This is a genomic window from Ectothiorhodospira mobilis (assembly GCF_016584115.1).
GTDB classification, from domain to species: domain Bacteria; phylum Pseudomonadota; class Gammaproteobacteria; order Ectothiorhodospirales; family Ectothiorhodospiraceae; genus Ectothiorhodospira; species Ectothiorhodospira mobilis.
The window spans coordinates 1-23,016 of record NZ_NRSK01000011.1 but is presented as its reverse complement, the minus strand read 5'-3'; the positions used below and the strand labels follow the sequence as shown (position 1 = coordinate 23,016).

The 23,016-nt window shown below is 70.5% G+C and carries 16 protein-coding genes and 1 pseudogene; 3 read left to right on the top strand and 14 right to left on the bottom strand.

From position 1 onward, the window contains the following. Positions 1–6 precede the first annotated feature (6 nt). Positions 7–945 carry a histone deacetylase family protein gene (locus CKO33_RS06320; protein WP_200180443.1) on the bottom strand — a complete coding sequence of 313 codons (939 nt, stop codon included), beginning with the start codon at positions 943–945 and terminating at the stop codon, positions 7–9. A gap of 203 nt (positions 946–1,148) precedes the next feature. On the opposite strand from CKO33_RS06320, the gene CKO33_RS06315 reads away from it, so the two are divergent. Then, positions 1,149–3,830, top strand: a complete 2,682-nt coding sequence (locus CKO33_RS06315) for a bifunctional acetate--CoA ligase family protein/GNAT family N-acetyltransferase (RefSeq protein WP_200180441.1) — start codon at positions 1,149–1,151, stop codon at positions 3,828–3,830. An 18-nt stretch (positions 3,831–3,848) separates the two neighbouring features. Here CKO33_RS06315 and CKO33_RS06310 read toward each other — a convergent pair whose 3' ends face one another. Together CKO33_RS06310 and CKO33_RS06305 are read right to left on the bottom strand one after the other, a co-directional pair. Further along, complete coding sequence (locus tag CKO33_RS06310; RefSeq protein ID WP_200180439.1) at positions 3,849–6,887, bottom strand: efflux RND transporter permease subunit; 3,039 nt, start codon at positions 6,885–6,887, stop codon at positions 3,849–3,851. Continuing rightward, positions 6,884–8,083 carry an efflux RND transporter periplasmic adaptor subunit gene (locus CKO33_RS06305; protein ID WP_200180437.1) on the bottom strand — a complete coding sequence of 400 codons (1,200 nt, stop codon included), beginning with the start codon at positions 8,081–8,083 and terminating at the stop codon, positions 6,884–6,886. Before CKO33_RS06305 ends, CKO33_RS06310 begins: the two co-directional genes overlap by 4 nt. A gap of 155 nt (positions 8,084–8,238) precedes the next feature. Between CKO33_RS06305 and CKO33_RS06300 the strand changes: the two genes are divergently transcribed. Beyond that, entirely contained in the window at positions 8,239–8,634 is a 396-nt protein-coding gene (locus tag CKO33_RS06300) for a hypothetical protein (protein WP_200180435.1), read from the top strand. A 21-nt stretch (positions 8,635–8,655) separates the two neighbouring features. Here the strand turns inward: CKO33_RS06300 and CKO33_RS06295 are convergent, their stop codons facing one another. The 3 genes from CKO33_RS06295 to CKO33_RS06285 form a co-directional block, all read right to left on the bottom strand. After that, entirely contained in the window at positions 8,656–9,657 is a 1,002-nt protein-coding gene (locus tag CKO33_RS06295; protein ID WP_200180433.1) for a YhdH/YhfP family quinone oxidoreductase, read from the bottom strand. 3 nt (positions 9,658–9,660) lie between these two features. Beyond that, positions 9,661–11,019 (bottom strand): OmpP1/FadL family transporter, encoded by a 1,359-nt coding sequence (locus CKO33_RS06290; protein ID WP_200180431.1) that lies wholly within the window; start codon positions 11,017–11,019, stop codon positions 9,661–9,663. A 107-nt stretch (positions 11,020–11,126) separates the two neighbouring features. Next, positions 11,127–12,956 (bottom strand): AMP-dependent synthetase/ligase, encoded by a 1,830-nt coding sequence (locus CKO33_RS06285; protein ID WP_200180423.1) that lies wholly within the window; start codon positions 12,954–12,956, stop codon positions 11,127–11,129. A 284-nt stretch (positions 12,957–13,240) separates the two neighbouring features. Here CKO33_RS06285 and nadA point away from each other — a divergent pair, with 284 nt between their 5' ends. Beyond that, positions 13,241–14,320: a quinolinate synthase NadA gene (gene nadA / locus CKO33_RS06280; RefSeq protein WP_200180421.1), complete on the top strand. Its 1,080-nt coding sequence runs from the start codon at positions 13,241–13,243 to the stop codon at positions 14,318–14,320. A gap of 18 nt (positions 14,321–14,338) precedes the next feature. Here the strand turns inward: nadA and CKO33_RS06275 are convergent, their stop codons facing one another. The 8 genes and pseudogenes from CKO33_RS06275 to CKO33_RS06240 all read right to left on the bottom strand — a co-directional run. Then, positions 14,339–15,289 (bottom strand): LpxL/LpxP family acyltransferase, encoded by a 951-nt coding sequence (locus tag CKO33_RS06275; RefSeq protein ID WP_200180419.1) that lies wholly within the window; start codon positions 15,287–15,289, stop codon positions 14,339–14,341. Next, positions 15,282–15,623 carry a tetratricopeptide repeat protein gene (locus tag CKO33_RS06270; protein ID WP_090485472.1) on the bottom strand — a complete coding sequence of 114 codons (342 nt, stop codon included), beginning with the start codon at positions 15,621–15,623 and terminating at the stop codon, positions 15,282–15,284. Before CKO33_RS06270 ends, CKO33_RS06275 begins: the two co-directional genes overlap by 8 nt. A gap of 89 nt (positions 15,624–15,712) precedes the next feature. Beyond that, positions 15,713–17,125 carry a TrkH family potassium uptake protein gene (locus CKO33_RS06265; RefSeq protein ID WP_200180555.1) on the bottom strand — a complete coding sequence of 471 codons (1,413 nt, stop codon included), beginning with the start codon at positions 17,123–17,125 and terminating at the stop codon, positions 15,713–15,715. A gap of 46 nt (positions 17,126–17,171) precedes the next feature. Further along, positions 17,172–18,545 (bottom strand): Trk system potassium transporter TrkA, encoded by a 1,374-nt coding sequence (trkA, locus tag CKO33_RS06260; protein WP_200180417.1) that lies wholly within the window; start codon positions 18,543–18,545, stop codon positions 17,172–17,174. Then, positions 18,542–19,927, bottom strand: a complete 1,386-nt coding sequence (locus CKO33_RS06255) for a sigma-54-dependent transcriptional regulator (RefSeq protein WP_200180415.1) — start codon at positions 19,925–19,927, stop codon at positions 18,542–18,544. Before CKO33_RS06255 ends, trkA begins: the two co-directional genes overlap by 4 nt. Further along, entirely contained in the window at positions 19,924–22,110 is a 2,187-nt protein-coding gene (locus tag CKO33_RS06250; protein ID WP_200180414.1) for an ATP-binding protein, read from the bottom strand. The genes CKO33_RS06255 and CKO33_RS06250 overlap by 4 nt, the downstream gene beginning before the upstream one ends. Continuing rightward, on the bottom strand, positions 22,095–22,682 hold the full coding sequence (locus CKO33_RS06245; protein WP_242472506.1) for a DUF4390 domain-containing protein: 588 nt from the start codon (positions 22,680–22,682) through the stop codon (positions 22,095–22,097). Before CKO33_RS06245 ends, CKO33_RS06250 begins: the two co-directional genes overlap by 16 nt. After that, positions 22,679–23,016: pseudogene (locus CKO33_RS06240) on the bottom strand (hypothetical protein); the annotation flags it as partial. The pseudogene CKO33_RS06240 and the gene CKO33_RS06245, both read right to left, overlap by 4 nt.

The following is a 23,016-nucleotide window of genomic DNA, read 5'->3' as shown; positions in this document are numbered from 1 at the left end:
GGGGGCTCAGTACCCGATCAGGGCATCCAGATGCACCGCCACGGAGCGGCCCAGGCTGGACAGGTCGTACCCCCCCTCCAGGCAGGACACCAGGCGGCCCCCGGCATGGCGGTCGGCCAGATCCTTGAGCTGGCGTGTCACCCAGGCATAGTCGTCCTCCACCAGGCGCAGGTCCGCCATGTCCTCCTCCCGGTGGGCATCGAAGCCGGCGGAGATCATCACCAGTTGCGGGCGGAAATCCTCCAGGGCCGGCAGCCAGTGCGCCTGCACCGCCTCGCGGAAATCCGCCCCGGTGCCACCCCGCGGCAACGGGCAGTCCACCAAATTGGGGGTCTCCTTCTCCGTACCGGTGAAGGGGAAGAAGGGATGCTGGAAGGTGGAGCAGAACAGCACCCGCGGCTCCTGGCGGAAGATCTCCTCGGTGCCGTTACCGTGGTGCACATCGAAGTCCACCACCGCCACCCGCTCCAGGCCGTGATGGGCCAGGGCGTGGGCCGTGCCCACGGCCACGTTGTTGAAGATGCAGAACCCCATGGCGCGGGCGCGTTCCGCGTGGTGCCCCGGCGGGCGCACGCTGCAGAAGGCGCTGGAGGCCTCGCCGGACATCACCAGATCCACCCCCAGCACGGCGGCCCCGGCGGCCCGGCGGGCGGCGGTGAGGGTGTGCCCGGTCATCACCGTATCCCCCTCATCCAGGCAGATCATGGTGTCGCTGTCCTCCGGCGGCGCGGAGGACTCCACCCAGTCCACATAGCCGGCGTCGTGCACCCGCAGGAGTTGTTCCCGGGTCACCAGCGGGGCATCGTAATGGCTGAGCAGGATGCCGATGCCGGAGGCCAGCAGGCGGTCATCGATGGCGGACAGGCGCTCCGGCACCTCGGGATGATGGGCGGCCACCCGGTGCAGGGTGCAGTCGTGATGCGTGATGAAGGCGATGGCGGTCATGGGCGGACTCCTCTGGCTCGATCCCATGGTACCCATGGGGGCCGCGTTAGGCCATCGGCGCGGGCGCGCCCCCGCGGGTGCCCCGCAGGCGGCTATGCTTGGGGAAAACCGTACCCCGGGGCACCGGTTTCGCTGCACTGCAGCATGGCCCATACTATACTTGCACCTGTCGCCCCCAACCGAGGTGGACCTCCAGCCAGACCATGGGACCGCATTTCCTCAACCGCGTCTTCTCCCCCCGCAGCATCGCCGTGATCGGGGCCACCGAGCGCAGGAACGCCCTGGGCAACGTGGTGTACTCCAACCTCATGGCCTCCGGGTTCAAGGGGGAACTCTACCCGGTGAACCCCAAGCACAAGCAGGTCCGCGGCCACAAGGCCTATGCGGACGTGGAGGCCATCGGCAAGCCGGTGGACCTGGTGGTGGTGGCCACCCCGGCGCGCACCGTGCCGGGCATCCTGCGCCACTGCGGTGAGCACGGGGTGCGCGCGGCGGTGGTCCTCTCCGCCGGCTTCGCCGAATCCGGACGCGCCGGCAAGCGCCTGGAGGAGGCGATGATGGAGGCGGCGCGGGAACATGACCTGCGCCTCATCGGCCCCAACTGCCTGGGGGTGATGCGCCCCAGCCGCGGACTCAACGCCACCTTCAGCCAGAACCAGGCCCTGCCCGGCAATCTGGCCCTGGTATCCCAGTCCGGGGCCATCTGCACCGCCATCCTGGACTGGGCCCACAGCCAGGAGATCGGCTTCTCCGCCGTGGCCTCCATGGGGGATGCCTCGGATGTGGACTTCGGCGATGTACTGGACTACCTGGCCCTGGACCGGGAGACCCGCAGCATCCTGCTCTACGTGGAGGGGGTACACAACGCGCGCCACTTCATGAGCGGGCTGCGGGCGGCGGCACGCATGAAGCCGGTGATCGTCATCAAGGCCGGGCGCCACGCCGAGGGCTCCCGGGCGGCCATGTCCCACACCGGCTCCATGGTGGGGGCGGACGATGTCTTCGACGCCGCCCTGGAGCGGGCCGGGGCCGTGCGGGCCATGACCATCCAGCAGCTCTTCTCCGCCGCGCGCATCCTCTCCAGCGGCTACCGCGTGGAGGGCAACCGCCTGGCCATCGTCACCAACGCCGGCGGCCCCGGGGTGATGGCCACCGACCGGGCCGTGGAGCTGGACGTGACCATGGCCCAGTTCCAGACCACCACCATGGAGCGGCTCAACCAGGCCCTGCCGGAGCAGTGGTCCCACGGCAATCCCGTGGACATCCTGGGGGATGCCGGCACCCAGCGTTTCCAGGATGCCACCACCGCCTGCCTGGAGGACCCCGGCGTGGACGCCGCCATCGTCATGCTCACCCCCCAGGCCATGACCGAGCCCCTGGAGGTGGCCCGGGTCACCAGCCAGGTGGCGAAGAAGGTGAAAAAGCCGGTGCTGGGCTGCTGGATGGGGGACAACCAGGTGCGCGAGGCGCGCGAACACCTGACCCACGAGCGCCTGCCCCATTTCACCACCCCGGAGGCCTCGGTGGAGGGATTCGCCTACCTGGCGACCTACAAACGCAACCAGCGCCTGCTGCTGCAGGTGCCCAGTCCCCTCACCGACCGCGGCCGCACCGACGTGCAGGGGGCGCGGCTCATCATCGAGGGGGCCCTGGCGGAGGGGCGCAAGGTGCTCAGCACCATGGAATCCAAGGCGGTGCTCTCGGCCTTCCGCATCCCGGTCACCCAGACCATGCGCGCCACCAGCGCCAGCGAGGCCCTGGTGGCCGCCGGCACCGTGGGCTACCCGGTGGCCATGAAGATCGACTCCCCGGACATCACCCACAAGTCCGATGTGCAGGGGGTGCGCCTGAACATCAGCAGCGCCGAGTCGGTGCGCAGCGCCTTCCTGACCATGGTGGAGGATGCCCGGCGCCTGCAGCCCGACGCCCGCATCGACGGCGTCACCCTGGAGCGCATGCACAAGAGCACCCACGGCCGCGAGCTCATGGTGGGGGTGCTGCGGGACCCGGTGTTCGGACCGGTGATCAGCTTCGGCTCCGGCGGCACCTCCGTGGAGGTGATCAAGGACCGGGCGGTGGCCCTGCCGCCGCTGAACGAGGTGATCATCGAGGGCATGATCGCCCGCACCAAGGTGGCCAAGCTGCTCAAGCAGTTCCGCAACATGCCCGCCGTGGACGAGGAGGGGCTGGAACAGGTGCTGCTGCGGGTCTCGGAGATGGTGTGCGAGCTGCCGGAGATCCAGGAGATGGACATCAACCCCCTCATCGTGGACGAACGCGGCCTGGCGGCGGTGGACGCCCGCATCAGCGTGGCCTATCTGCCAGCCATGCCGGACCGCTACGCCCATATGGCCATCCATCCCTACCCGGCCCATCTGGTGAGCCAGTGGCAGCTGCCCGACGGCATCAACCTCACCGTACGCCCCATCCGCCCGGAGGATGCCCGCATCGAGCAGGAATTCGTGCGCCACCTCTCGCCGGAATCCCGTTACTTCCGCTTCATGCAGGCGGTGCACGAGCTCACCCCGCAGATGCTGGTGCGCTTCACCCAGATCGACTACGACCGGGAGATGGCCCTGATCGCCGTGCACGAACAGGCGGACGGCTCGGAAGTGCAGGTGGCCGTGGCCCGCTACACCGCCAATCCGGACCAGCAGAGCTGCGAATTCGCCCTCACCGTGGCGGACGAGTGGCAGGGCCGGGGCATCGGCTCACACCTGATGAACGAACTCATGGAGGTGGCCCGCTCCCGCGGCCTGCGCACCATGGAGGGCGAGGTGCTTGCACAGAACACCAACATGATGGCCCTCATGCACCGCCTGGGCTTCAGCGCCCGCAACAGCCCCGAGGACGAGGGCATCAAACTGGTGACCAAGCGCCTCTAGGCCCCGCGTCCCAGCGGCTCAGGATACCGGCCGCACCCGGAACAGCACGGCGTAGAACAACGGCACGGCCACCAGGGTGAGCAGGGAGGCCAGGGCCAGGCCGAACATGATGGCGATGGCCATGGGGGCCCAGAAGGGACCGGACAGGGCCAGGGGGAGCATGCCCAGCACCGTGGTGGCGGCCGCCAGCAGCACGGGGCGCACGCGGCTCACGGCGGCGTCCACCAGGGCGCTGTAGGCATCGCCGTTGCGCCCCGCCTCCAGGTCGATCTGCTCCACCAGGACGATGGCGTTCTTGATGATCATCCCCGACAGGCTCATCACCCCCAGCAGGGCCATGAAGCCGAAGGGCTGGCGGAACAGCAGCAGCCCCAGGGCCACGCCCACGATCCCCAGGGGCACGGTGAGCAGGATGATGAGGCTGCGGCGGTAGCTGTTGAACTGGGCCATGAGCACCAAGGCCATGAGCCCGAGCACCACCGGCGCCGGCTGGAGCACCCCGGCCTGGGCCTCCATGGCCTCCACCGGCTCGCCGTCCCATTGCAGGCGGTAGCCGGCGGGCAGCTCCACGTCCGCCAGATGCGCCTTCAGATCCTGCAGGACGCGGTGGGCGGTGGCCCCGGGGACCAGGTCCATCTGCAGGCTCAGGGCCCGTTCCCGGTCCATGCGCCAGATCACGGCATCGTCCATGGCCAGGGAGACCTCCGCCACCTGCATCAGGGGGACCGCCGGCCCCCCGGAGGCGGGCCACACGGGCATCGTCTCCACCCGCGCCGGATCGGTGCGCTCCGCCAGGGGGAAGCGCCAGACGATGGGGATGCGCTCGTCCCCCTCACGGTAGACGCCAATGGCCCGTCCAGAGAAGCCGGTATCCAGGGCCCGGGCGATGTCCCGGCTGGTGACCCCAGCCCGGCGCGCCCGCTCCTGATCCACCTCCACCCGCAGATGCGGGGTGCGGTTGCGCCAATCCAGGCGCACGTGCTGCAGGCCGGGCATGCCGTCGATGCGCCCCATGAGCCGCTCCCCCTGGGCCCGCAGCACCTCCCGGTCCGGGCCGATGAGGCGCAATTGGATGGGATAACGCACCGGTTCCCCCAGCTGCATGGGGCGGATGCGGGGCTCGGCATCCGGGAACCGCCCGCGCACGAAGGCGCCGGTCTCGGCCATGACCCGGTCCAGGGCCTTTACGTCCGACAGGTTCACCAGGATCTGGCCGAAGGCGGGATTGGGGTTCTCCGGCAGCATGGGCAGGTAGAACCGGGGCGCCCCCTCGCCGATGAAGGCGGTGACCGACTCCACCCCGTCGCGGCGGGCGAGCCAGTCCTCGATCTCGGCCATGTCCTCGGCCGTCTGCTGGATGCGGCTGCCCTCCGGCAGCCAATAGTCCACCAGGAACTGGGCCCGCTGTGCCGGGGGGAAGAAGATCTGCGGCACCAGCGCCATACCGGCCACGGCCAGGATCATGAGCCCCAACATCCCCGCCAGGGCCCAGCGGCGGTGGCGCAGCACGGCCTCCAGCAGACGGCGGAAGAGGGCGAAGCCGCGGCCGCCGTAGGGGTCCCCTCCTGCGTGCGCCGGGGCCTTGATGCCGTGGTGGCACATCAGGGGGGTGACGGTGATGGCCAGCACCCAGCTGATGAGCAGGCTGAATCCCACCACCCAGAACAGGGAGCGGGTGAACTCCCCGGTGGCGGTCTGGGTGAGGGCGATGGGCGAGAACGCCAGCACGGCGATGAGGGTGGCCGCCAGCAGGGGCCAGGCGGTTTCGGCCACCGTCTGTGCCGCCGCCTGCAGGCGATCCATGCCCTGCTGTATGCGCACCACGATCATCTCCGCCACGACGATGGCGTTGTCCACCATCATGCCCAGGACGATCACCAGCGCCCCCAGGGAGACCCGGTGCAGGTCGATGCCCGTGATCCCCATGGCGATGAAGGTGGCCAGGATGGTGAGAGGTACCCCGACGCCGACGACAAGCCCCGTGCGCAGTCCCAGGAACAGCAGCAGCACGGCGATGACGATGACCACGGCGGTGACCAGGTTCACCATGAAGTCCCCCAGCGCCGCCTGCACCTGCTGCGGCTGGTCGGCGATCACACCGAATGCCATGCCCGCCGGCAGGGTGGCCTCCAGATCCTGCAGGCGGGTCTTCACCCGCGCCCCCAGGTCCACCACGTTGACCCCTTCCACGGGCACGATGCCCAGGGCCAGGGCCGGCCGGCCCTGGAAGCGCAGCAGGGCCTCGGGGGGATCGGCGAAGCCGCGGCGCACCTGGGCGAAATCCCGCAGGTACACCAGTGCCCCGCTTTCGGGGCTGCGGATGACCAGATTGCGCAGGGCCTCCAGGGAATCGAAGGCCCCGGTGGCGTCGATACGCAGTCGCCGGGGCCCCATCTCCACGAACCCCGAGGGCTCCACCCCGTTCTGCTCCTGCAGGGCCTGGATCACCTGGCCGGGGTGCAGGCCCAGCTCGGCGATCCGGTCCCGGGAGGTCTCCACGAAGATCCGCTCCCCGCGGGCACCGAAAAGCTCCACCTTGGCCACGCCGGGCACCCGCAACAGGGCCCGGCGCACGTCGTCGGCCACCTCATCCAGCACGGCGTGGTCGTAGCCCTCGCCGGTGAGGGCCAGCAGCAGGGCGTAGACATCCCCGTACTCGTCGTTCACGAACGGGCCGCGCACCTGCGGCGGCAGGTCCGGCACGGCCGCTTCCACCTTCTGGCGCAGTTCGTCCCAGATCTGCTCCATGGCCTCTGGCGGACGGCCCTCCTGGATGTCCACAAAGATCAGGGCGCGGCCGTCCCGGCTCACCGACTGCACCTGCTGCAGCGACCCCATCTGCTGGATGCGCAGCTCCAGCGGTTCGATCACCTCCTGTTCCACCCGCAGGGCATCGGCGCCGGGGTATTGGGCGTACACCAGGGCCGTGCGCACGGTGAAATCCGGGTCCTCCAGCTGCCCCAGACGGGTGTAGGCCACCAGGCCCACCACCACCAGCAGCAGCACCACGAACCCCAGCAGGCGGCCGTTGCGGATGGCCCAGGCCGCCGGATTCACGGGCGGCCCTCCACGAGCGCCTCCCGGGTCACCGGCGTCACCCGCTGCCCCGCCTGCAGGTGGCTCACCCCGGCGGTCACCACCCGCTCCCCGGCCCGCAGGTCCCCGCGGATGCGCACCCCGTCCCGCTCCACGGGCCCGGTCTGCACCGCCCGGCGCTGCACCCGGTCCTCCCCGGCGGCCAGCACCCAGACATGGGGCCGGCCCCGGTGATCAAACAGGGCCGTGACCGGGACACGGAAACCGTCCTCCCCCTGCGCCGGCGGGACCGCCCACGCCACCTGCGCCGTCATCCCCGGCAGGATGCGGCCCTCGGGGTTATCCACATGCAGCCGCAGGGGATAGACCTGGGTGTCCCGGACATCCATCACCAGGGCCCGCACCCGGGCCTCGGTCTCCACCCCCGCCGCCGGGAAGCGCACCTGGAGGCTGCGCGGCAGGGGACGCTGGGCGGCCAGGGCCTCCGGCAGCCCCACCACCAGCTCGATGGGGTCCAGGCGCTCCAGGAGGAAGACGGCACGCTGCGGCCCCACCTGCTCGAAGGGCTCCGCCCGGCGGGCCACCACGCGGGCATCGAAGGGGGCCCGGAGCACGGTGTCGGCCAGGGCGGCGCGGGCCTGGGACAGGGCCTCGCGGGTGGCGTCCCGCTGTCCCCGGGCCTGGCGCAGGGCCGAGTCCAGGGCGTCGAACTCCGCCTGGCTCATGGTGCCGTCCGCCACCAGGGCGCGGCCGCGGCGGTGATTGCGCCGGGCCTCCTGCAGACGCGCCTCGGCGGCCTCCAGGCGCGCCTCCAGTTCCGCCACCTTCAGGCGGTAGTCCTCATCGTCCAGACGCGCCAGCACCTGGCCCCGGGTCACCGCATCCCCCGCGTGGGCGGACATGGAGGTCACCCGTCCGGCCACCTGGAAGGCCAGGGCCGTATGCTCCGCCGCCCGGGCACGGGCGCTGAAACGGCGCACCACCGGCTCGGAGACAGGCACCAGGGGGGTGGTGAGCACCGGCCGTGGGGGGATGTCTTCCATCGGCGCAGGGGCATCCGGCGCGGGGCCGCAGCCCGTGGCCAGCAGCAGCAGGAGGCACAGCACCGGGACGCACCGGCGGGCGCGCCCGCCATGGGGGCGGTCGTGGGCCCGGAGCGGGATCACCCCGGGCACCCAAGGCAGGGGGAATTGGCGGTCGATGGGTCTTGGCTCCATGATCCTGGGGGCGATGGCGGACACGGCCCGGTGGCTGGGCCCCGGACACCGGTGGCACAGGGCCCCTGAAACGGTCCCGAACTTACCCTGCCCCCGCCCCGGGGAAAATGATTTTACTCACTGACAGCCCCGGCAGCGGGCGCTAATCTGCCCCCATGAATGACTCGAACTCGATGCTGGCCTGGATTCTGGTCCCCCTGGCCCTGGTGGCCGGGGTGGTGGGCACACGCATGACCCTGGAGCCGGAGCTGCCCCTGCCGGACCGGGCCCTGGTGGTGCACGTGCAGAACCGCACCTCGGAGACCCTGCCCAAGGTGAACCTGCACTACGCCAACGTGAACACCCAGCAGGAGACCAACATCCTGCAGCTGCGCCCTGGGGAGACCCGCACGGTCACCCTCAACCACGAACCGGGACTGGGCTATACCGTGCGGGTGCCCATGCCCGACGGGCGCACCCTGGAGGTCTGCGGCGGCCGCGCCAAGGACACCCGGGTGATGCGCGAGGTGATCACCCCCGACTCCATCCTCTCCGGCACCGGCAAGCCCTGACCCCAGCCGGGGCACGACCCCTTAGCGGTTCACATCCACCAGGATGCGCCCGTGGGTCTGCCCCGCCAGCATGCGGCGGCTGGCGGCGGGGACCTCCCCCAGGGCGATTTCCTCGCTGACGAAACGATCCAGCCCGGGGACGGCCCAGTCCCCTCCGAGACGCGTCCAGACGGCGGCCCGATCCGCCTCCGGGTGGTGGTCGGCGCTCACGCCCAGGAGCGCCACCCCCCGCAGGATGAAGGGCATCACCGTGGTGCGCAGATCGGCCCCGCCGGCCAGCCCCACGGCGACGATGTTGCCCCCCTCGGCCACGGTGCGGGTCAACCAGGCCAGGATCTCACCCCCCAGGGTGTCCACGGCCCCGGCCCAGCGGGCCGACTCCAGGGGCCGCCAGCCCAGGGGCAGCCCCCGCCGCTCCAGCACCTTCACCGCCCCCAGGGAGCGGATCCAGTCATGCAGGGCGGGCTTGCCGGAGACCGCCACCACCTCGAAGCCCTGGGCCGACAGCAGGCGGACGGTGAGGCTGCCCACGCCGCCGCTGGCGCCGGTGACCACCACGGGGCCCATCTGCGGGGTCTGGTGATTGTCCCGCAGCCGCTGCAGGGCCAGGGCGGCGGTGAACCCCGCCGTGCCCAGGATCATGGCGCTGCGGGGGTCCATGCCCGCGGGCAGGGGCACCACCCAGCCGGCGGGGACGCGGATGCGCGTGGCGAAGCCGCCATGATGCCGCTCCCCCAGGCCGCAGCCGGTGACCAGCACGGCGTCCCCCGGCTTCAGGCCCGACGCCGCCGGGGCGGTGACCACCTCCCCGGCGGCGTCGATGCCCCCCACCAGGGGGGAGTCCTGCAGCACCCGGCCGCTGCCGGTGATGCCCAGGGCGTCCTTGTAGTTGAGGGCGGAATAGTGCACCGCCACCTCCACGGCCCCCTCCCCCAGCTCGTCCGCCGCCAGGCGGGTGAGCTGGACGCGGCGGCTGCCCGCCACCTCGTCGCGGATCATCAGGGCTGGGAAGGCGGCGTCCATCACCTAGAAATGATAGCGCACCGCCGCCGCCAGGATGTGCACATGGCCCTGGATCTCCCCGTCGATCCCGGCGCTGCTGGCCAAGGCCGGGTTGCTTGCAAAGAAATCCCGGGTCAGGTCCAGGGGCTCGCTGGCGATGTCGATGTAGGTGTAGGCCAGGTCCAGGGCCCAGCGGTCCCCGGTGGCGTAGCTGGCCCCCAGGGAGTACCACAGGCGGTCGCCGTCGGGGGTGCGGGTGGTGCGGTAGCCGTCCCGGGTGGGGGTGCGGTCGAACTGCAGGCCGCCGCGCAGGGTCCACTGGCCGTTGAGCATGTACTCGGCCCCCAGGGCCAGGGCCCAGCTGTCGCCGTAGTTCTGTACCGTGGTGCTGTCCGGGCTGCCGTCGTCGAAACGGATGCGGATCTCGTCGAAATTGGACCAGTTGAACCACTTGTACTGGGCCATGAGGGTCCAGCGGTCGTTCAGTTCATGACTCGCCCCCAGGGCCAGCATGTCCGGCAGGTGCAGCGTGGCCTTGCCGTCCTTGCTGTACCCGGGGGTGCCCTGCATGGCGGCCAGTCCCGTGGGATAACGCACACTGGCCTCCCCGTCCAGCTCGTGTTCGATGCCCTGGCGGTAGTGGGCCCCCAGGCGGGTGGCCGGGGTGGCCTGCCAGGTCATGCCCAGGTTGAAACCGAAGTCCCAGCTGTCGGCGTCCAGGCGCTGCTCGCCGTCGGTGGCCACGGTGGGGCCACCGGGCACGGTGGGATCGGGGATGGCGCTCTTGAGGGTGGCCTTGGCCCGCTGGATGTCCAGGCCGCCGCCGATGGAGAGGCGGTCACTCACCCGGTAGGCCAGGCTGGGCTGCAGGTTGAGCACCTTGAGGTCGGTCTCGGTGGAATCGTAGCGGGCGAAGAAGTCCTCGTCGTAGTCGTTCACCAGGCCGAAGGGGGCGGTGATGCCGAAGCCGATCCAGGTGTCGGCGCTGAGGGGCCGGGCGTAGAACAGGTTGGGCACCGGCGTGGGGTCGTAGGGGTTGCCGCCGGACCCCCCGGACACCGGGACGGGGGCACCGCCGGTGCCCGGCGTGGTGACCGTGGAGCCGTCGTTCTCCACCTCCGCCTTGGGCATGAGCAGGTGGGAGGCCAGCTGCAGTTCCGGTCCGGAAAGGCTGGTCATGCCCGCCGGGTTGAAGAAGACGGTACTGGCGTCCCGGGCCACCGCCGCCTCCCCGGCGAAGGCCCGCCCCAGGCCGCTGACGCTCTGCTCCTGGATATAGAAACCGGCGGCCCGCACCGGTTCGGCGGCGAGCATCCCGCCGGCGGCCAGGATACTGCAGGCCACGGCCCCGGACAGGGTGTTGCGCGCATGGATATTCGGCATGGATTCCCCCTTGGTGCTGCGTTGCTGTTGTGATGTCTTCTGGGTGTGCAGGCTGCATGGCGGCCGCGGGCCCCCGCCCGCGGCCGCCGGGAGCGGCGCCCCCGCCATTACCTGCGGTGGTTGTTGTGGGCCGCGTACATGGCCTCGATCTGCGGCGCGTAGCGGTCCAGGATGAGCCGACGCTTGAGCTTCATGGTGGGCGTGAGCAGGCCGTTATCCACCTCCCAGGACTCCAGCACCGGAGTCAGGCGGCGGATCTGGGCATAGGCGTGGAATTCCTTGAGCTGTTCGGCCACCCGGGCCAGCAGGGCCTTCTCCACCTTGCGCCCCTGCAGGGCCCCGGCATCCTCCGGGTCCAGCTCCAGTTCCTGGGCCAGGCGGCGCCATTCCTCGCGGTTGAGCACCACCAGGGCGCTGAGGAAGGGGCGCCCCTCCCCCAGCACCATGGCCTGCTCGAACAGGGGGTCCAGGGTGATGGCCATCTCCATGTCCGCCGGGGGCACCTTCTCGCCGTTGCCCAGCACGAGGATGTCCTTGATGCGGCCGATGATGAAGATATGGCCCTGCTCGTCGAAGCGGGCCTTGTCGCCGCTGTGCAGCCAGCCCTCCGCGTCCAGGGTCTCGGCGGTGGCCTCCGGATTGTTCCAGTAGCCCTGCATCACCGAGGGCCCCCGGATCAGCAGCTCCTCATGGGGCCCGATGCGCACCTCCACCCCCGGCAGGGGCCGGCCCACGCTGGCGGGCAGGTTGTCGTCGGGGCGGTTCACGCTCACCACCGGACTGGCCTCGGTCATGCCAAAGCCGTGGTAGACGGGCAGCCCCAGGCCGATGAAGAAGCGGGCGATGGGGGGCGGCAGCGGCGCCCCGCCGCAGACGGCGTAGCGCAGACGTCCTCCCAGGCGGGCGGTGACCTTGTCCGCCACCAGGCGCTTGAGCAGCGGCCACAGCAGCAGGCCCGGATGCCAGCCCCCCCGCCCCTGCTGGTGCTGGAAGCGGCGCCAGCCCACGTCCACGGTGAGACGGAACAACAGGCGCTCCAGGGCGGAGCGGGACTCCAGCCCGGTGGTGACGCGGCCATAGATGAGTTCGTAGATGCGGGGCACGGAGATGAGCACCGTGGGCCGCAGGTTCTGCAGGTCCTCGGAAAGCCCCTGCACGGAACGGGCGAAGGCCACCTGCGCCCCCACCATCATGGGCATGTAGCAGCCGCCGGTGCGCTCCAGGGTGTGGGACAGGGGCAGGAAGGAGAGGAACAGGTCCTCCGGCCCCATGGGGGCACACTGCTGGGCGGCGTAGGCGTTCTGCAGGATGTTCTGGTGGGTGAGCATCACCCCCTTGGAACGGCCGGTGGTGCCCGAGGTGTAGACGATGGTGGCCAGGGCATCCGGTTCCACATCCCGGATGGTGAGTTCGCCGCCCCCGTCCGGCGGCGCCCAGTCCTCCAGGGCCATCAGGCGGGGATCCTCAGGGAACTCGCCGGGCTCGATGCGCTGCACGGAGACCACCCGCTGCACCGTGTCCAGGCGCTCGCGCACCTCCTGCAGGCGCCGCCACTGCATGCGCCCGCCCAGGACCAGCAGCCGGGCGCCGGCATCGCCAAGGACATAGGCGATGTTGTCGGGGCGGTCGTCGGTGTACAGGGGCACGGTGATCAGGCCCAGCCCCAGGCAGGCCTGGTCGAAGATCACCCACTCCTGGCAGTTGCGCAGCATCACCGCCACCCGGTCCCCCGGGGACAGCCCCTCCCGCAGCAGGGCCGCCTGCCAGCGGGCCACCTCCCGGCCCACCTGCGCCCAGGTGCGCGGCACCCAGGCCTCCCCCTCGGGATCGTACTGCCGGTATGCCACCCGTTCCGGCGTGCGTGCGATCCGCTCCCGCAACAACCCCGCCAGCGTTCCCGCCTCCGCCGGCGTGATGACGTCGTTGGGCTCGCCCATGTCGTCTCCTCTACTGGGGCTCTGCGGCCCCTTGTGCCCGTTTTTTGCGTTTGTTGCCCCGCGCCGCCGCTATTGCCTGGCGGTGCGAAACCCCCTATTTTTGCCTGAATATGACATATTTTCCCACCCGGGACGCCCTCCGGTGGTGCCCGGTCCGGTACCGGCCTGGGGGATCCCCTCCCATGCTCATGGAATGAGATCTCGATGAACAGCCGTCATGGGGCATGGTCCAAGCACCAGGAGGCCCAAGACGGCCCGCAATGACGACGGGAAAGACAAGATCCATGACCACAGCGAACCCAAAGCCCATGCACGGTTTCCATGTGCCGGAGACGGCGTGGGTGGAACGACAGATGCCCCGGTTCACCGGGGCCGAACGCGAGGCGATCCTTGAGCGCATCAAGGCCCTGCTCCGGGAGCGGGACGCGGTGCTGGTGGCCCATTACTACGTCCATGAGGACCTGCAGCGGCTGGCCGAGGAGACCGGCGGCTGCGTGTCCGACTCCCTGGAGATGGCCCGCTTCGGCAAGGAGCACCCCGCCTCCACCCTGGTGGTGGCCGGGGTGCGCTTCATGGGGGAGACGGCGAAGATCCTCAGCCCCGAGAAACGGGTGCTCATGCCCACCCTGGAGGCGGAATGCTCCCTGGATCTGGGCTGCCCGGCGGAGGCCTTCGCCGCCTTCTGCGACGCCCATCCGGAGCGCACCGTGGTGGTCTACTCCAACACCTCCGCCGAGGTGAAGGCGCGGGCGGACTATGTGGTCACCTCCAGCATCGCCCAGAAGCTGGTGGCCCACCTGGCCGCCCGGGGGGAGAAGATCCTCTGGGCCCCGGACCGGCACCTGGGGCACTACATCCGCGAGACCACCGGGGCCGACATGGTGCTCTGGGACACCACCTGCGTGGTGCACGACGAGTTCCGTGCCCGGGCCCTGGAGGACCTGCGCCGGGAACACCCGGAGGCGGCGGTGCTGGTGCACCCGGAATCCCCGGCCCGGGTCATCGCCCAGGCGGATGCGGTGGGCTCCACCTCCCAGCTCATCCAGGCGGCGCGGGAGCTGCCCCACGAGACCCTGATCGTGGCCACCGACAGCGGCATCTTCTACAGGATGCACCAGGAGGTCCCCCACAAGACCCTGCTGGCGGCCCCCACCGGCGGGCGCAGCGCCACCTGCCACAGCTGCGCCCACTGCCCGTGGATGGCCATGAACGGTCTGGGTAACCTGCTGGAAGTGCTGGAGCACGGGGGTAACGAGGTCCAGGTGGAGGAATCGGTGCGCCTCGGGGCCCTGCGCTCCACCCAGCGCATGCTGGACTTCGCCCAGGGCCGGCAGACCCCGGTGCTGGGCCACGGGGACGCCTGAGGCCCCCACGCGAGGCCGTCAGTAGACCTTCGCCTCCCCCGGGGGGCGGGTCTTGAAGAAGCGCAGGGTCCAGAGATACTGGGCCGGATGCGCCCGGATCAGCGCCTCCAGGGCGGCGTTCATGCGCGTCGCGTCCGCCACCGCATCGCCGCTGGGATACCCCTGCAGCGGGGTCTCCAGAACCAGTTCATAGCGGTCCTCCCCGGGATGGTAGAGGGCCATGGCCGGAATGACGGGGGCGCCCCCCAGGCGGGCCAGGCGTCCCAGGGCCGGCACCGTGGCCTTGGGCACGCCGAAGAAGGGGGCGAAGACCGTGTGCGCGGGGCCCAGGTCCTCATCCCCCAGGTAGTAGAACAGCCGCCCCCGGCGCAGGTGGCGGATGGCGGGGCGCAGGCCCTCGTGGCGGGCGAACACGATGGCCCCGTGCTGACAGCGGCTGCGGGTGTTGATCCATTCCACCACGGGGTTCTTCAGGGGCTTGGCGAAGGAGACCCCGCCCACCTCCAGGCTCAGGCGCAGGCCGCCGAAATCCAGGGCCGGGGCATGGGCGGCGCAGACGATGACCGGCTCGCCCCGGCGCTGGCGTTGCAGCACCCCGCCCCGGTCGCGCAGCCGGATCAGGTGCCGGTGACGCCTGCGGCCGCCGAACCAGAGCAGCGGATAGTCCACCAGGCACTGACCGGCGATGCGGAAATGCTCCCGCAGCACCGCCTCCCGCCGTGCCTCGTCCCATTGCGGGAAGCACAGGCGCAGGTTCACCCGGGCCAGATGCCGCCGCCGCGCCGAGGTGTGCCAGGCCAGCCTTCCGGCCAGGCGGCCCAGGAGGCGGGCGGCGGGGCGCGGCAACCACGCCAGCAGCCACAGGCCACCGACACCGAGCCAGGTCCCCCAGTGGCGGGGATGCAGCAGGGCGGGATCGAAGGGAGGGGTCCGGCGGTGGCCGGCGGCGCCGGCAAACGCCTCAGTCATGGCCGTCCTCGGCCCGGTCCAGCTCGGCCTGCACCCGCTTGCGGAAGACGCGCATCTCCTTGGCGGCCTGGATGTCCCCCCGCTCCTCCGCCACCGCGATGCCCTCGTTGTAGGCCTCCATGGCCTCGTGCAGGGCCCCGCTCTCCGCCAGGGCACGGCCCAGGAGCTTCCAGGCGGCGGAATAGCCGGGATCGTGTCCCACGGCGGCGCGCAGGTGGATGGAGGCCTCCCCGGGCCGCCCGTCGTTGAGATAGGCGTTGCCCAGGGAGAAACGAAGCAGCTGGTTGTCCTCGCCATCGGCCAGCATCGCCTCGAAGCGTTCGATATTGGTGATCATCACTCGTCCGCTTTCCAGAATGTGTCCCGAGTATACCCCATGGCACCCAATACCCGAGGGGGACGGCTGGATTTGGCCCGGGGAGGCTACTGCCGCCAGAAGGCCGGACTGAGCAGGACCAGGACGGTGAAGATCTCCAGCCGGCCCATGATCATGGCCAGGCTGAGCAGCCACTTGGCGGGATCGCTGAGTGCACCGTAATGGGCGCCCACCTCGCCCAGGCCCGGTCCCAGGTTGTTCATGCAGGCGGCCACGGCGGAGAAGGCGCTCACCTGATCCAGCCCCGTGCCCATGAGGGCCAGGAGAAGGACGGTGAACACGGCCACGTAGGCGGCGAAAAACCCCCAGACCGCGTCCAGGATACGATCGGGCACGGGCTTGCCGTCCACCTTCACCGCGATGCGGGCGCTGGGGTGCACCAGGCGCACCACCTCCCGCTGTCCCTGTTTGAGCAGCAGCAGGAAGCGGATCACCTTGATGCCGCCGCCGGTGGAGGCGGCGCAGGCGCCGACGAAGCTGGCCAGCAGCAGCATCACCGGCAAAAATCCCGTCCACAGATGGAAATCGGCGGTGGTGAAGCCGGTGGTGGTGGCGATGGAGACGGCGTGGAAGATCCCCTGGCGCAGGGCATCCATCCAGCCCCCGGTGTGGGGATGGGTGAGCAGGTAGGCCACGCTCACCGTGGCGAGCATGGCCAGGATCTTCACATAGGTGCGCAACTCCGCATCCCGCCAGTAGTGGGCCAGGCCCAGGCTGCGCCAGGCGAGGAAGTGCAGGCCGAAGTTGACCCCGCCGGCGAGGATGAAGACCACCGCCACCGCCTCCACCCAGGGGCTGTCGAAATGCCCCAGGCTGGCGTCGTGGGTGGAGAACCCCCCCAGGGAGACGGTGGAGAAGCTGTGGGCCACGGCGTCGAAGGGGGTCATGCCCGCCAGCCAGTAACCCCCGGCACAGGCCACGGTGAACCCCAGGTAGAGGTACCACAGGGCCTTGGCGGTCTCGGTGAGGCGCGGGGTGAGCTTGTTATCCTTCACCGGACCGGGCATCTCGGCGCGGTAGAGCTGCATGCCCCCCACCCCCAGCATGGGCAGGATGGCCACGGCCAGGACGATGATGCCCATGCCCCCCAGCCACTGCAGCTGCTGGCGGTAGAACAGCAGCGCCCGGGGCAGGTCATCCAGGCCCGTGAGCACCGTGGCCCCGGTGGTGGTCAGGGCCGACATGGACTCGAACACGGCATCGGTGGCCGGGATCTCCAGGGCCGGATCCAGGTACAGGGGCGTGGCCCCGAAGACCCCCAGCACCAGCCAGAACAGGAGCACCACCAGGAATCCGTCCCGCAGCCGCAGATCCCGCTGCACACGGCATACCGGCAGCCAGATGGCGAAACCGGTGAGCCAGAGCAGGCCGAAGGCCTCCAGGAAGGCGTACAGGCTGCCCGCCTCGCCGTACATCCAGGCCACGCCCACGGGGGGCAGCATGGCCCCGGAGAAGAGCATCACCAGCAGGCCCAGCAGGTGTTGGACGGCGGTGAATTGCACGGGGTCAGAGGAAGGTGACGCTCACCTGGAACAGGCGCTCCACCTCGGGCACGCGGCGCTTGTCGGTGAGGAACAGGATGACATGGTCCTCCGGCTCGATGAGGGTCTCGCCGTGGGCGATGACCACCTCCTCGCCGCGCACCAGGGCGCCGATGGTGCAGCCCTTGGGCAGATGGATCTCCCGCACCTTGCGCCCCACCACCCGGGAGGTCTTGCGGTCGCCGTGGGCCACGGCCTCGATGGCCTCGGCGGCACCGCGGCGCAGGCTGTGCACCGCCACCACGTCGCCCCGGCGCACGTGGGTGAGCAGGGCCCCGATGGTCACCTGCTGCGGCGAGATGGCGATGTCGATGACACCGCTCTGCACCAGCTCCACGTAGCTGGGGCGGTTGATGAGGGACATCACCGTGCGCGCCCCCAGGCGCTTGGCCAGCATGGCGGAGAGGATGTTGGCCTCGTCGTCGTTGGTGACGGCCACATAGACATCCGTGTTCTCGATGTTCTCCTCGATGAGCAGTTCCTTGTCGGCGGCGTCCCCGCTCAGCACCACCACCTTGTCCAGGTCCTCCGCCAGGGACTGGGCACGCACCGGGTTCTGCTCGATGAGCTTGACGGAGAAATGCCGTCCCAGGGACTGGGCCAGGCGCTTGCCGATGTTGCCGCCGCCGGCGATCATCAGCCGCCGGTAGGGCTTGTCCAGGCGGCGCAGCTCGCTGGTGACGGCGCGGATGTTCTTGCGGGCGGCGATGAAGAAGACCTCGTCGTCCACCTCGATGACCGTGTCCCCCTCGGGGAAGATGGGCTTGTCGCGGCGGAAGATGGCCGCCACCCGGGTCGGCACCCCGGGCATGTGGGTGGACAGGTGGCGCAGGGCCTTGCCCACCAGGGGACCGCCGTGATACGCGCGCACCGCCACCAGGGAGACCCGGCCGTCGGCGAAATCCAGCACCTGCAGGGCCCCGGGGTGCTCGATGAGCCGCTGGATGTAGTTGGTGACCACCTCCTCGGGGCTGATGAGCACATCGATGGGCAGGGACTCGGGGGCGAACAGGGCGGGATAGCCCAGGTACTCCAGGCCCCGCACCCGGGCGATCTTGGTGGGGGTGTGGAACAGGGTGTAGGCCACCTGGCAGGCCACCATGTTGGTCTCGTCGGAGTTGGTGACGGCGATGATCATGTCCGCGTCCCGGGCCCCGGCGGCGATGAGCACGTCCGGGTGGGAGGCGAAGCCGGAGACGGTGCGCAGGTCCAGGCGATCCTGCAGGGCGCGCAGGATCTCGCTGCGGGTGTCCACCACCGTGATGTCGTTGGCCTCGTTGGCCAGGTTGTGGGCCACGGTGCTGCCCACCTGCCCTGCCCCCAGTATCAGGATCTTCATCGTTCCCGGGACCTTTTCGGCTCGATGCCCAGGGCGCGCAGTTTACGATACAGATGGGTGCGTTCAAGTCCCACGCGGGCGGACAGCTGCGTCATGTGGCCGTCCACCGCCGCCATCTGGCGCAGCAGGTAGTCCCGTTCGAAACGCTCCCGGGCCTCGCGCAGGGGCAGGGACAGATCCGTGGCCTCCGCCGGCGCAGGGGGGGCCGCCTCCCCCTGCACCACCGGGTGGCTGGCCAGGGCGGCGTCCACCTCCGCGGCCTCCACCTGCCCGTCGTTGCCCAGGATCAGCAGCCGCTGCACCAGGTTGCGCAGCTCGCGCACGTTCCCCGGCCAGGGGTGGCGCGCCAGGCGCGCGCAGGCCCCGGGGCCGAAGTGGCGCCGGGGCAGTCCCTCCTGTTGGTGCAGGGCCTCCACGTGGTGGGCCAGCAGCGCGGGCAGGTCATCGATGCGCGCCCGCAGCGGGGGCACGTGCAGGGGCACGCCGTTGAGCCGGTAGTACAGGTCCTGGCGGAAGCGGCCCGCCGCCACGCGCTGCGCCAGGTCCTCCCGGGTGGCCGCCACCACGCGCACATCCACGGCGATGGCATCGGTGCCCCCGGCGCGGGTCATGCGCCCCGTCTCCAGGGCGGTGAGCAGCCGCCCCTGGGTGTGGGGATCCATCTCCGCCACCTCGTCCAGGAACAGCGTGCCCCCGCCCGCCTGTTCCAGCAGGCCGTAGCGCACGCGGTGGCCCTGTTCGTGGCCGAAGAGTTCCAGCGCCGCCTCCTCCGCATCCATGGCCCCCAGGGGGACCTCCACAAAGGGCCGGCCGGCCCGGGGGCTGCAGGCATGCAGGTAGCGGGCCAGGGTGCGCTTGCCCACCCCCGGTTCGCCGCTGAGGAGCACGCCGGTGTCGTGGCGGGCGATGCGCTCCACCCGGGCGCGCAGGTCCACCATGGCGGCGCTGTCCCCCACCGGCGGGGCGTCCGGGTTCAGGCGCCGGCGCAGGCCCCGGTTCTCCCGCGCCAGGCGGTCCGCCTCCAGGGCCCGCTCCACGGTGAGGGTGAGTTTGGCCAGGGACAGGGGCTTCTCCAGGAAGTCGTAGGCCCCCAGGCGGGTGGCCTCCACGGCGCTCTCCACGGTGCCGTGGCCGGACATCATGATCACCGGGCTGGGTTGCCCCCCGGCCTCGAGCCATTCCTTGAGCAGGCCGATGCCGTCGCCGTCGGGCATCCAGATGTCCAGCAGCACCAGATCGAAGCGCCGCCGCCGGCGCTGGATGCGGGCCTCCTCCACGGTGCCCGCCACCGAGACGCGGTAGCCCTCATCCTCCAGGATGTCCCGCACCAGGCTGCGGATGTCGGGCTCGTCGTCCACCACCAGGATGTCACTGTCTTTCATGTCGCCTCCCGGTCACCGCCGCACAGCGGAAGATGGATGCCGATGACGGCCCCGCCCTCCGGCCGGTTGCCGGCCCAGACCCTGCCATTGTGTTCCTCGATGATCTTCTTGACGATGGCCAGACCCAGGCCGGTGCCCTTGTGCTTGCCGGTCACATAGGGCTCGAACATGCGCGCCATCATCTCCTCGTCCAGGCCACGGCCGTTGTCCATCACCCGGATCTCCAGCATCTGCCGGGCGGCCTCCTCCAGGCGGCGGGTGACGAGGGTGAGGTGGGCGTCCCCGCGTCCCTCCAGGGCCTCCAGGGCGTTCTTGATCAGGTTGTGCAGCACCTGGCGCAGGCGCCCGGCATCGGCCCGCAGGGGCGGCAGGTCCGCCCCCAGATCCAGCTCCAGGACGGCCGCCTGTCCGGGCTGGTCATAGAGACCGGCCACCTCCTCCACCAGCTGGTTCAGGTCCAGGCGCTCCGGGTTCAGGGCCGGCGGGCGGGCGTAGTGGCTGAAGGCGTTCACCATGGTCTTGAGGGCCTCCACCTGCTGCACGATGGTGCGCGTGGCCCGTTCCAGCACATGGCATTCCTCCGGGCCCAGGTGGGGGCGCAGCTTGCGGTCCAGGCGCTCGGCGGAGAGCTGGATGGGGGTGAGGGGGTTCTTGATCTCGTGGGCCAGCCGCCGGGCCACCTCCGCCCAGGCGGCGTCCCGCTGCGCCTGCAGCAGGGCGGTGATGTCGTCGAAGACCACCACCGGGCCGCCGCGCAGGCCGCCGCCATGGGTGAGCCAGACCCCGCGGCACATGAGCACCTTGCGGCCGTTGGCGCCAAAGGCGGTCACCTGCTCGCTCCAGGGTTCCGGGCGCTCCTCGAAGTGGGGTGCCAGGGCCTCGCGGAAGCGGGCGGCCACGGGGGACTCGGCGGCGATCTGTTCCAGGGCGTGCCCCAGGTGGCGTTCCAGATCCACCTCCAGGATGCGCGAGGCGGCGGCGTTGACGGTGCGCAGGGCCAGGCGGCGATCCAGGGCGATGACCCCGGAGGAGAGGTTCTGCAGCACCGTCTCCAGATACATGCGCTGACTTTCCGCCAGGCGACGGCTGCGCTCCACCTCGTCCCGGGTGGCCGCCAGGGTGGCGGTCATGGCGTTGAAGGAACGCACCAGGAAGCCCAGTTCGTCGTTGCGGCTCACCGGCAGCTTCTTGTGGTATTCCCCCGCCGCCACGGCGCGGGTGCCCTGGGCCAGCTCCTGGATGGGGGCCACCAGGCGGCCGGCGGCGAGGATGGCGGCCCAGATGGCGGTGAGCACCGACACCAGCAGGGCCAGGGAGAGGGTGATGGAGAAGCTCTGCTTCAGCGGCGCCCGCAGGTAGGCGAAGGCCTTGTACTCGGAGAAGGCGTCCTGGACGCTGTCGGCCAAGGTGCCCATGCGCGGCGCCACCGGATACAGGGCCTGGAGGATGCGCCCGTCCCCTGCTGGGGTGCGGCTGGGCACGGAGGTCACCACGCGGATGTGCAGGCCGCTGCCGTGGACCGGCTCCAGGGCGGCGTAGTCGTTGCCCTGGGACAGGGTCATGAGCACCTCCCCCTCCGGCAGCAGGGGCAACTGCCGCACCGCCTCCCCGCCGGAGAAGGCGATGATGCGGTTGTTGGCGCCGAACAGGGTCAGTTCCATGGCGTCGCTGTCCTCGCGCAGGTCCTGCAACCGCAGCGCCGCCAGGGTCTCGGAGACTTCCTCCAGCTGCCGCGCCATGGAGCGGGTCTCCCGGGTGTACTGCCGCACCCGCAGATCCAGGGAGATGCGCGACAGCTCCAGGGCGTCCTCCAGGGCCTTCTCCACGCGCACGTCGAACCAGCTGTCGATCCCCTGCTCCAGGAAGGTGATGGAGAAGTAGTAGACGACGATCACCGGCACCAGGGAGAGCCCCACGAACAGCACCACCAGCTTGAGGGTGAGGCGCGAGCCGGGTTCCATGCGCAGGGCGCGCCGGGTCACCCGCAGAAGGTGGTGGCCGATGACCCCGGCCAGCAGCACCAGGGCCAGGGAGTTGAACAGCAGCAGCCAGATGTAGAGGCGCTCGAAGCGCTCCGAGTTCTGGGCGGCGTCGCTCATGACCCAGAGGGAGGCCAGCAACGCCAGGAAGATGAACCCCATGGACAGCAGCCCCAGGGGCAGGCGTCTCAGTCCAGCGGCCATGTGTACCAGTCGCTTTCGGGTTTCCAGTCGGGCAGCAGGTAGCCCCGCAGACGCAGCGGCAGCGGCAGGGCGTCCACCTGCAGCTCGGTGCGCAACCGCACGCGGTAGTCCGTGTCCGCCTCCAGGAGGGCGGCATCCAGCAGCGGCAGCCCATCCACCTGTCCCATCCGGGCCAGGGCCGATTCCAGGCGGTGGAAGCTGCGCTGCACCCCCGTGTTGAGGGAGGTGAGCAGGTAGAGGCGGCTGAGGGCATGGTAGCGCAGGCGGTAGCCCTGGGTGAGCCCGGCCACGGTCTCGTCCCACAGCCAGTCCCGCCCGCGGGTGATCTCCACACGCATCTCGAAGGTCAGGCGCACCCCGTTGTGCAGGGCCTCGCGCAGGTTCGGTGCCAGGCGGTAATCGATACGCGCATCCAGCAGGTAGATCCCCTCGGCGCGCTGGGTGTCCGCCCAGAGAACGCGAAAGGGCGGGACCTCGTCGGCCACAGCGGCCATAGGGGGGAAAAGCAGCAGGCAGGCCAGCAGCACCAGCGCCCCGCAGCGCAGTCCCCCTTGGAAGACCTTCCCCCTCAACGCTTGATCAGCCGGGCGTAGTAGAAGCCGTCCATGCCACCAGACCCCGCCGGTACCTGCCGCCCCGCCTGCCGGGGCACGCCCCAGGGGGCCTGGATGGGGTCCTCCGATGCCGACGGCTCGTCTTCCAGAAATCGCAGCACGGTCACGTCGTTCTCTTCCGGCAGCAGGGAGCAGGTGGCATACAGCAGGATACCCCCCGGCGCCAGCAGGAGCCTTGTCCAACGACACATGAGCCTGAAGGAGGGACGTGATTCCAGCGTGAAGTGAGCCTGAAGGCGGTCGGGGTTTGGGATCATCGGAGGATGATCCTCATGCTCAAGACCCAAGGACT

Excerpts from the sequence above, each read along its gene's own strand:
- CKO33_RS06320 (WP_200180443.1), bottom strand. The coding sequence starts at position 945 with ATGACCGCCATCGCCTTCATCACGCATCACGACTGCACCCTGCACCGG.
- CKO33_RS06315 (WP_200180441.1), top strand. The coding sequence starts at position 1,149 with ATGGGACCGCATTTCCTCAACCGCGTCTTCTCCCCCCGCAGCATCGCC.
- CKO33_RS06285 (WP_200180423.1), bottom strand. The coding sequence starts at position 12,956 with ATGGGCGAGCCCAACGACGTCATCACGCCGGCGGAGGCGGGAACGCTG.
- nadA (WP_200180421.1), top strand. The coding sequence starts at position 13,241 with ATGACCACAGCGAACCCAAAGCCCATGCACGGTTTCCATGTGCCGGAG.
- CKO33_RS06305 (WP_200180437.1), bottom strand. The coding sequence starts at position 8,083 with ATGGAGCCAAGACCCATCGACCGCCAATTCCCCCTGCCTTGGGTGCCC.
- CKO33_RS06290 (WP_200180431.1), bottom strand. The coding sequence starts at position 11,019 with ATGCCGAATATCCATGCGCGCAACACCCTGTCCGGGGCCGTGGCCTGC.
- CKO33_RS06265 (WP_200180555.1), bottom strand. The coding sequence starts at position 17,125 with ATGCTCTTCTCCGGGGCCATGCTGCCCCCCGTGGGCGTGGCCTGGATG.
- CKO33_RS06275 (WP_200180419.1), bottom strand. The coding sequence starts at position 15,289 with ATGACTGAGGCGTTTGCCGGCGCCGCCGGCCACCGCCGGACCCCTCCC.
- CKO33_RS06295 (WP_200180433.1), bottom strand. The coding sequence starts at position 9,657 with ATGGACGCCGCCTTCCCAGCCCTGATGATCCGCGACGAGGTGGCGGGC.
- CKO33_RS06300 (WP_200180435.1), top strand. The coding sequence starts at position 8,239 with ATGAATGACTCGAACTCGATGCTGGCCTGGATTCTGGTCCCCCTGGCC.
- trkA (WP_200180417.1), bottom strand. The coding sequence starts at position 18,545 with ATGAAGATCCTGATACTGGGGGCAGGGCAGGTGGGCAGCACCGTGGCC.
- CKO33_RS06255 (WP_200180415.1), bottom strand. The coding sequence starts at position 19,927 with ATGAAAGACAGTGACATCCTGGTGGTGGACGACGAGCCCGACATCCGC.
- CKO33_RS06250 (WP_200180414.1), bottom strand. The coding sequence starts at position 22,110 with ATGGCCGCTGGACTGAGACGCCTGCCCCTGGGGCTGCTGTCCATGGGG.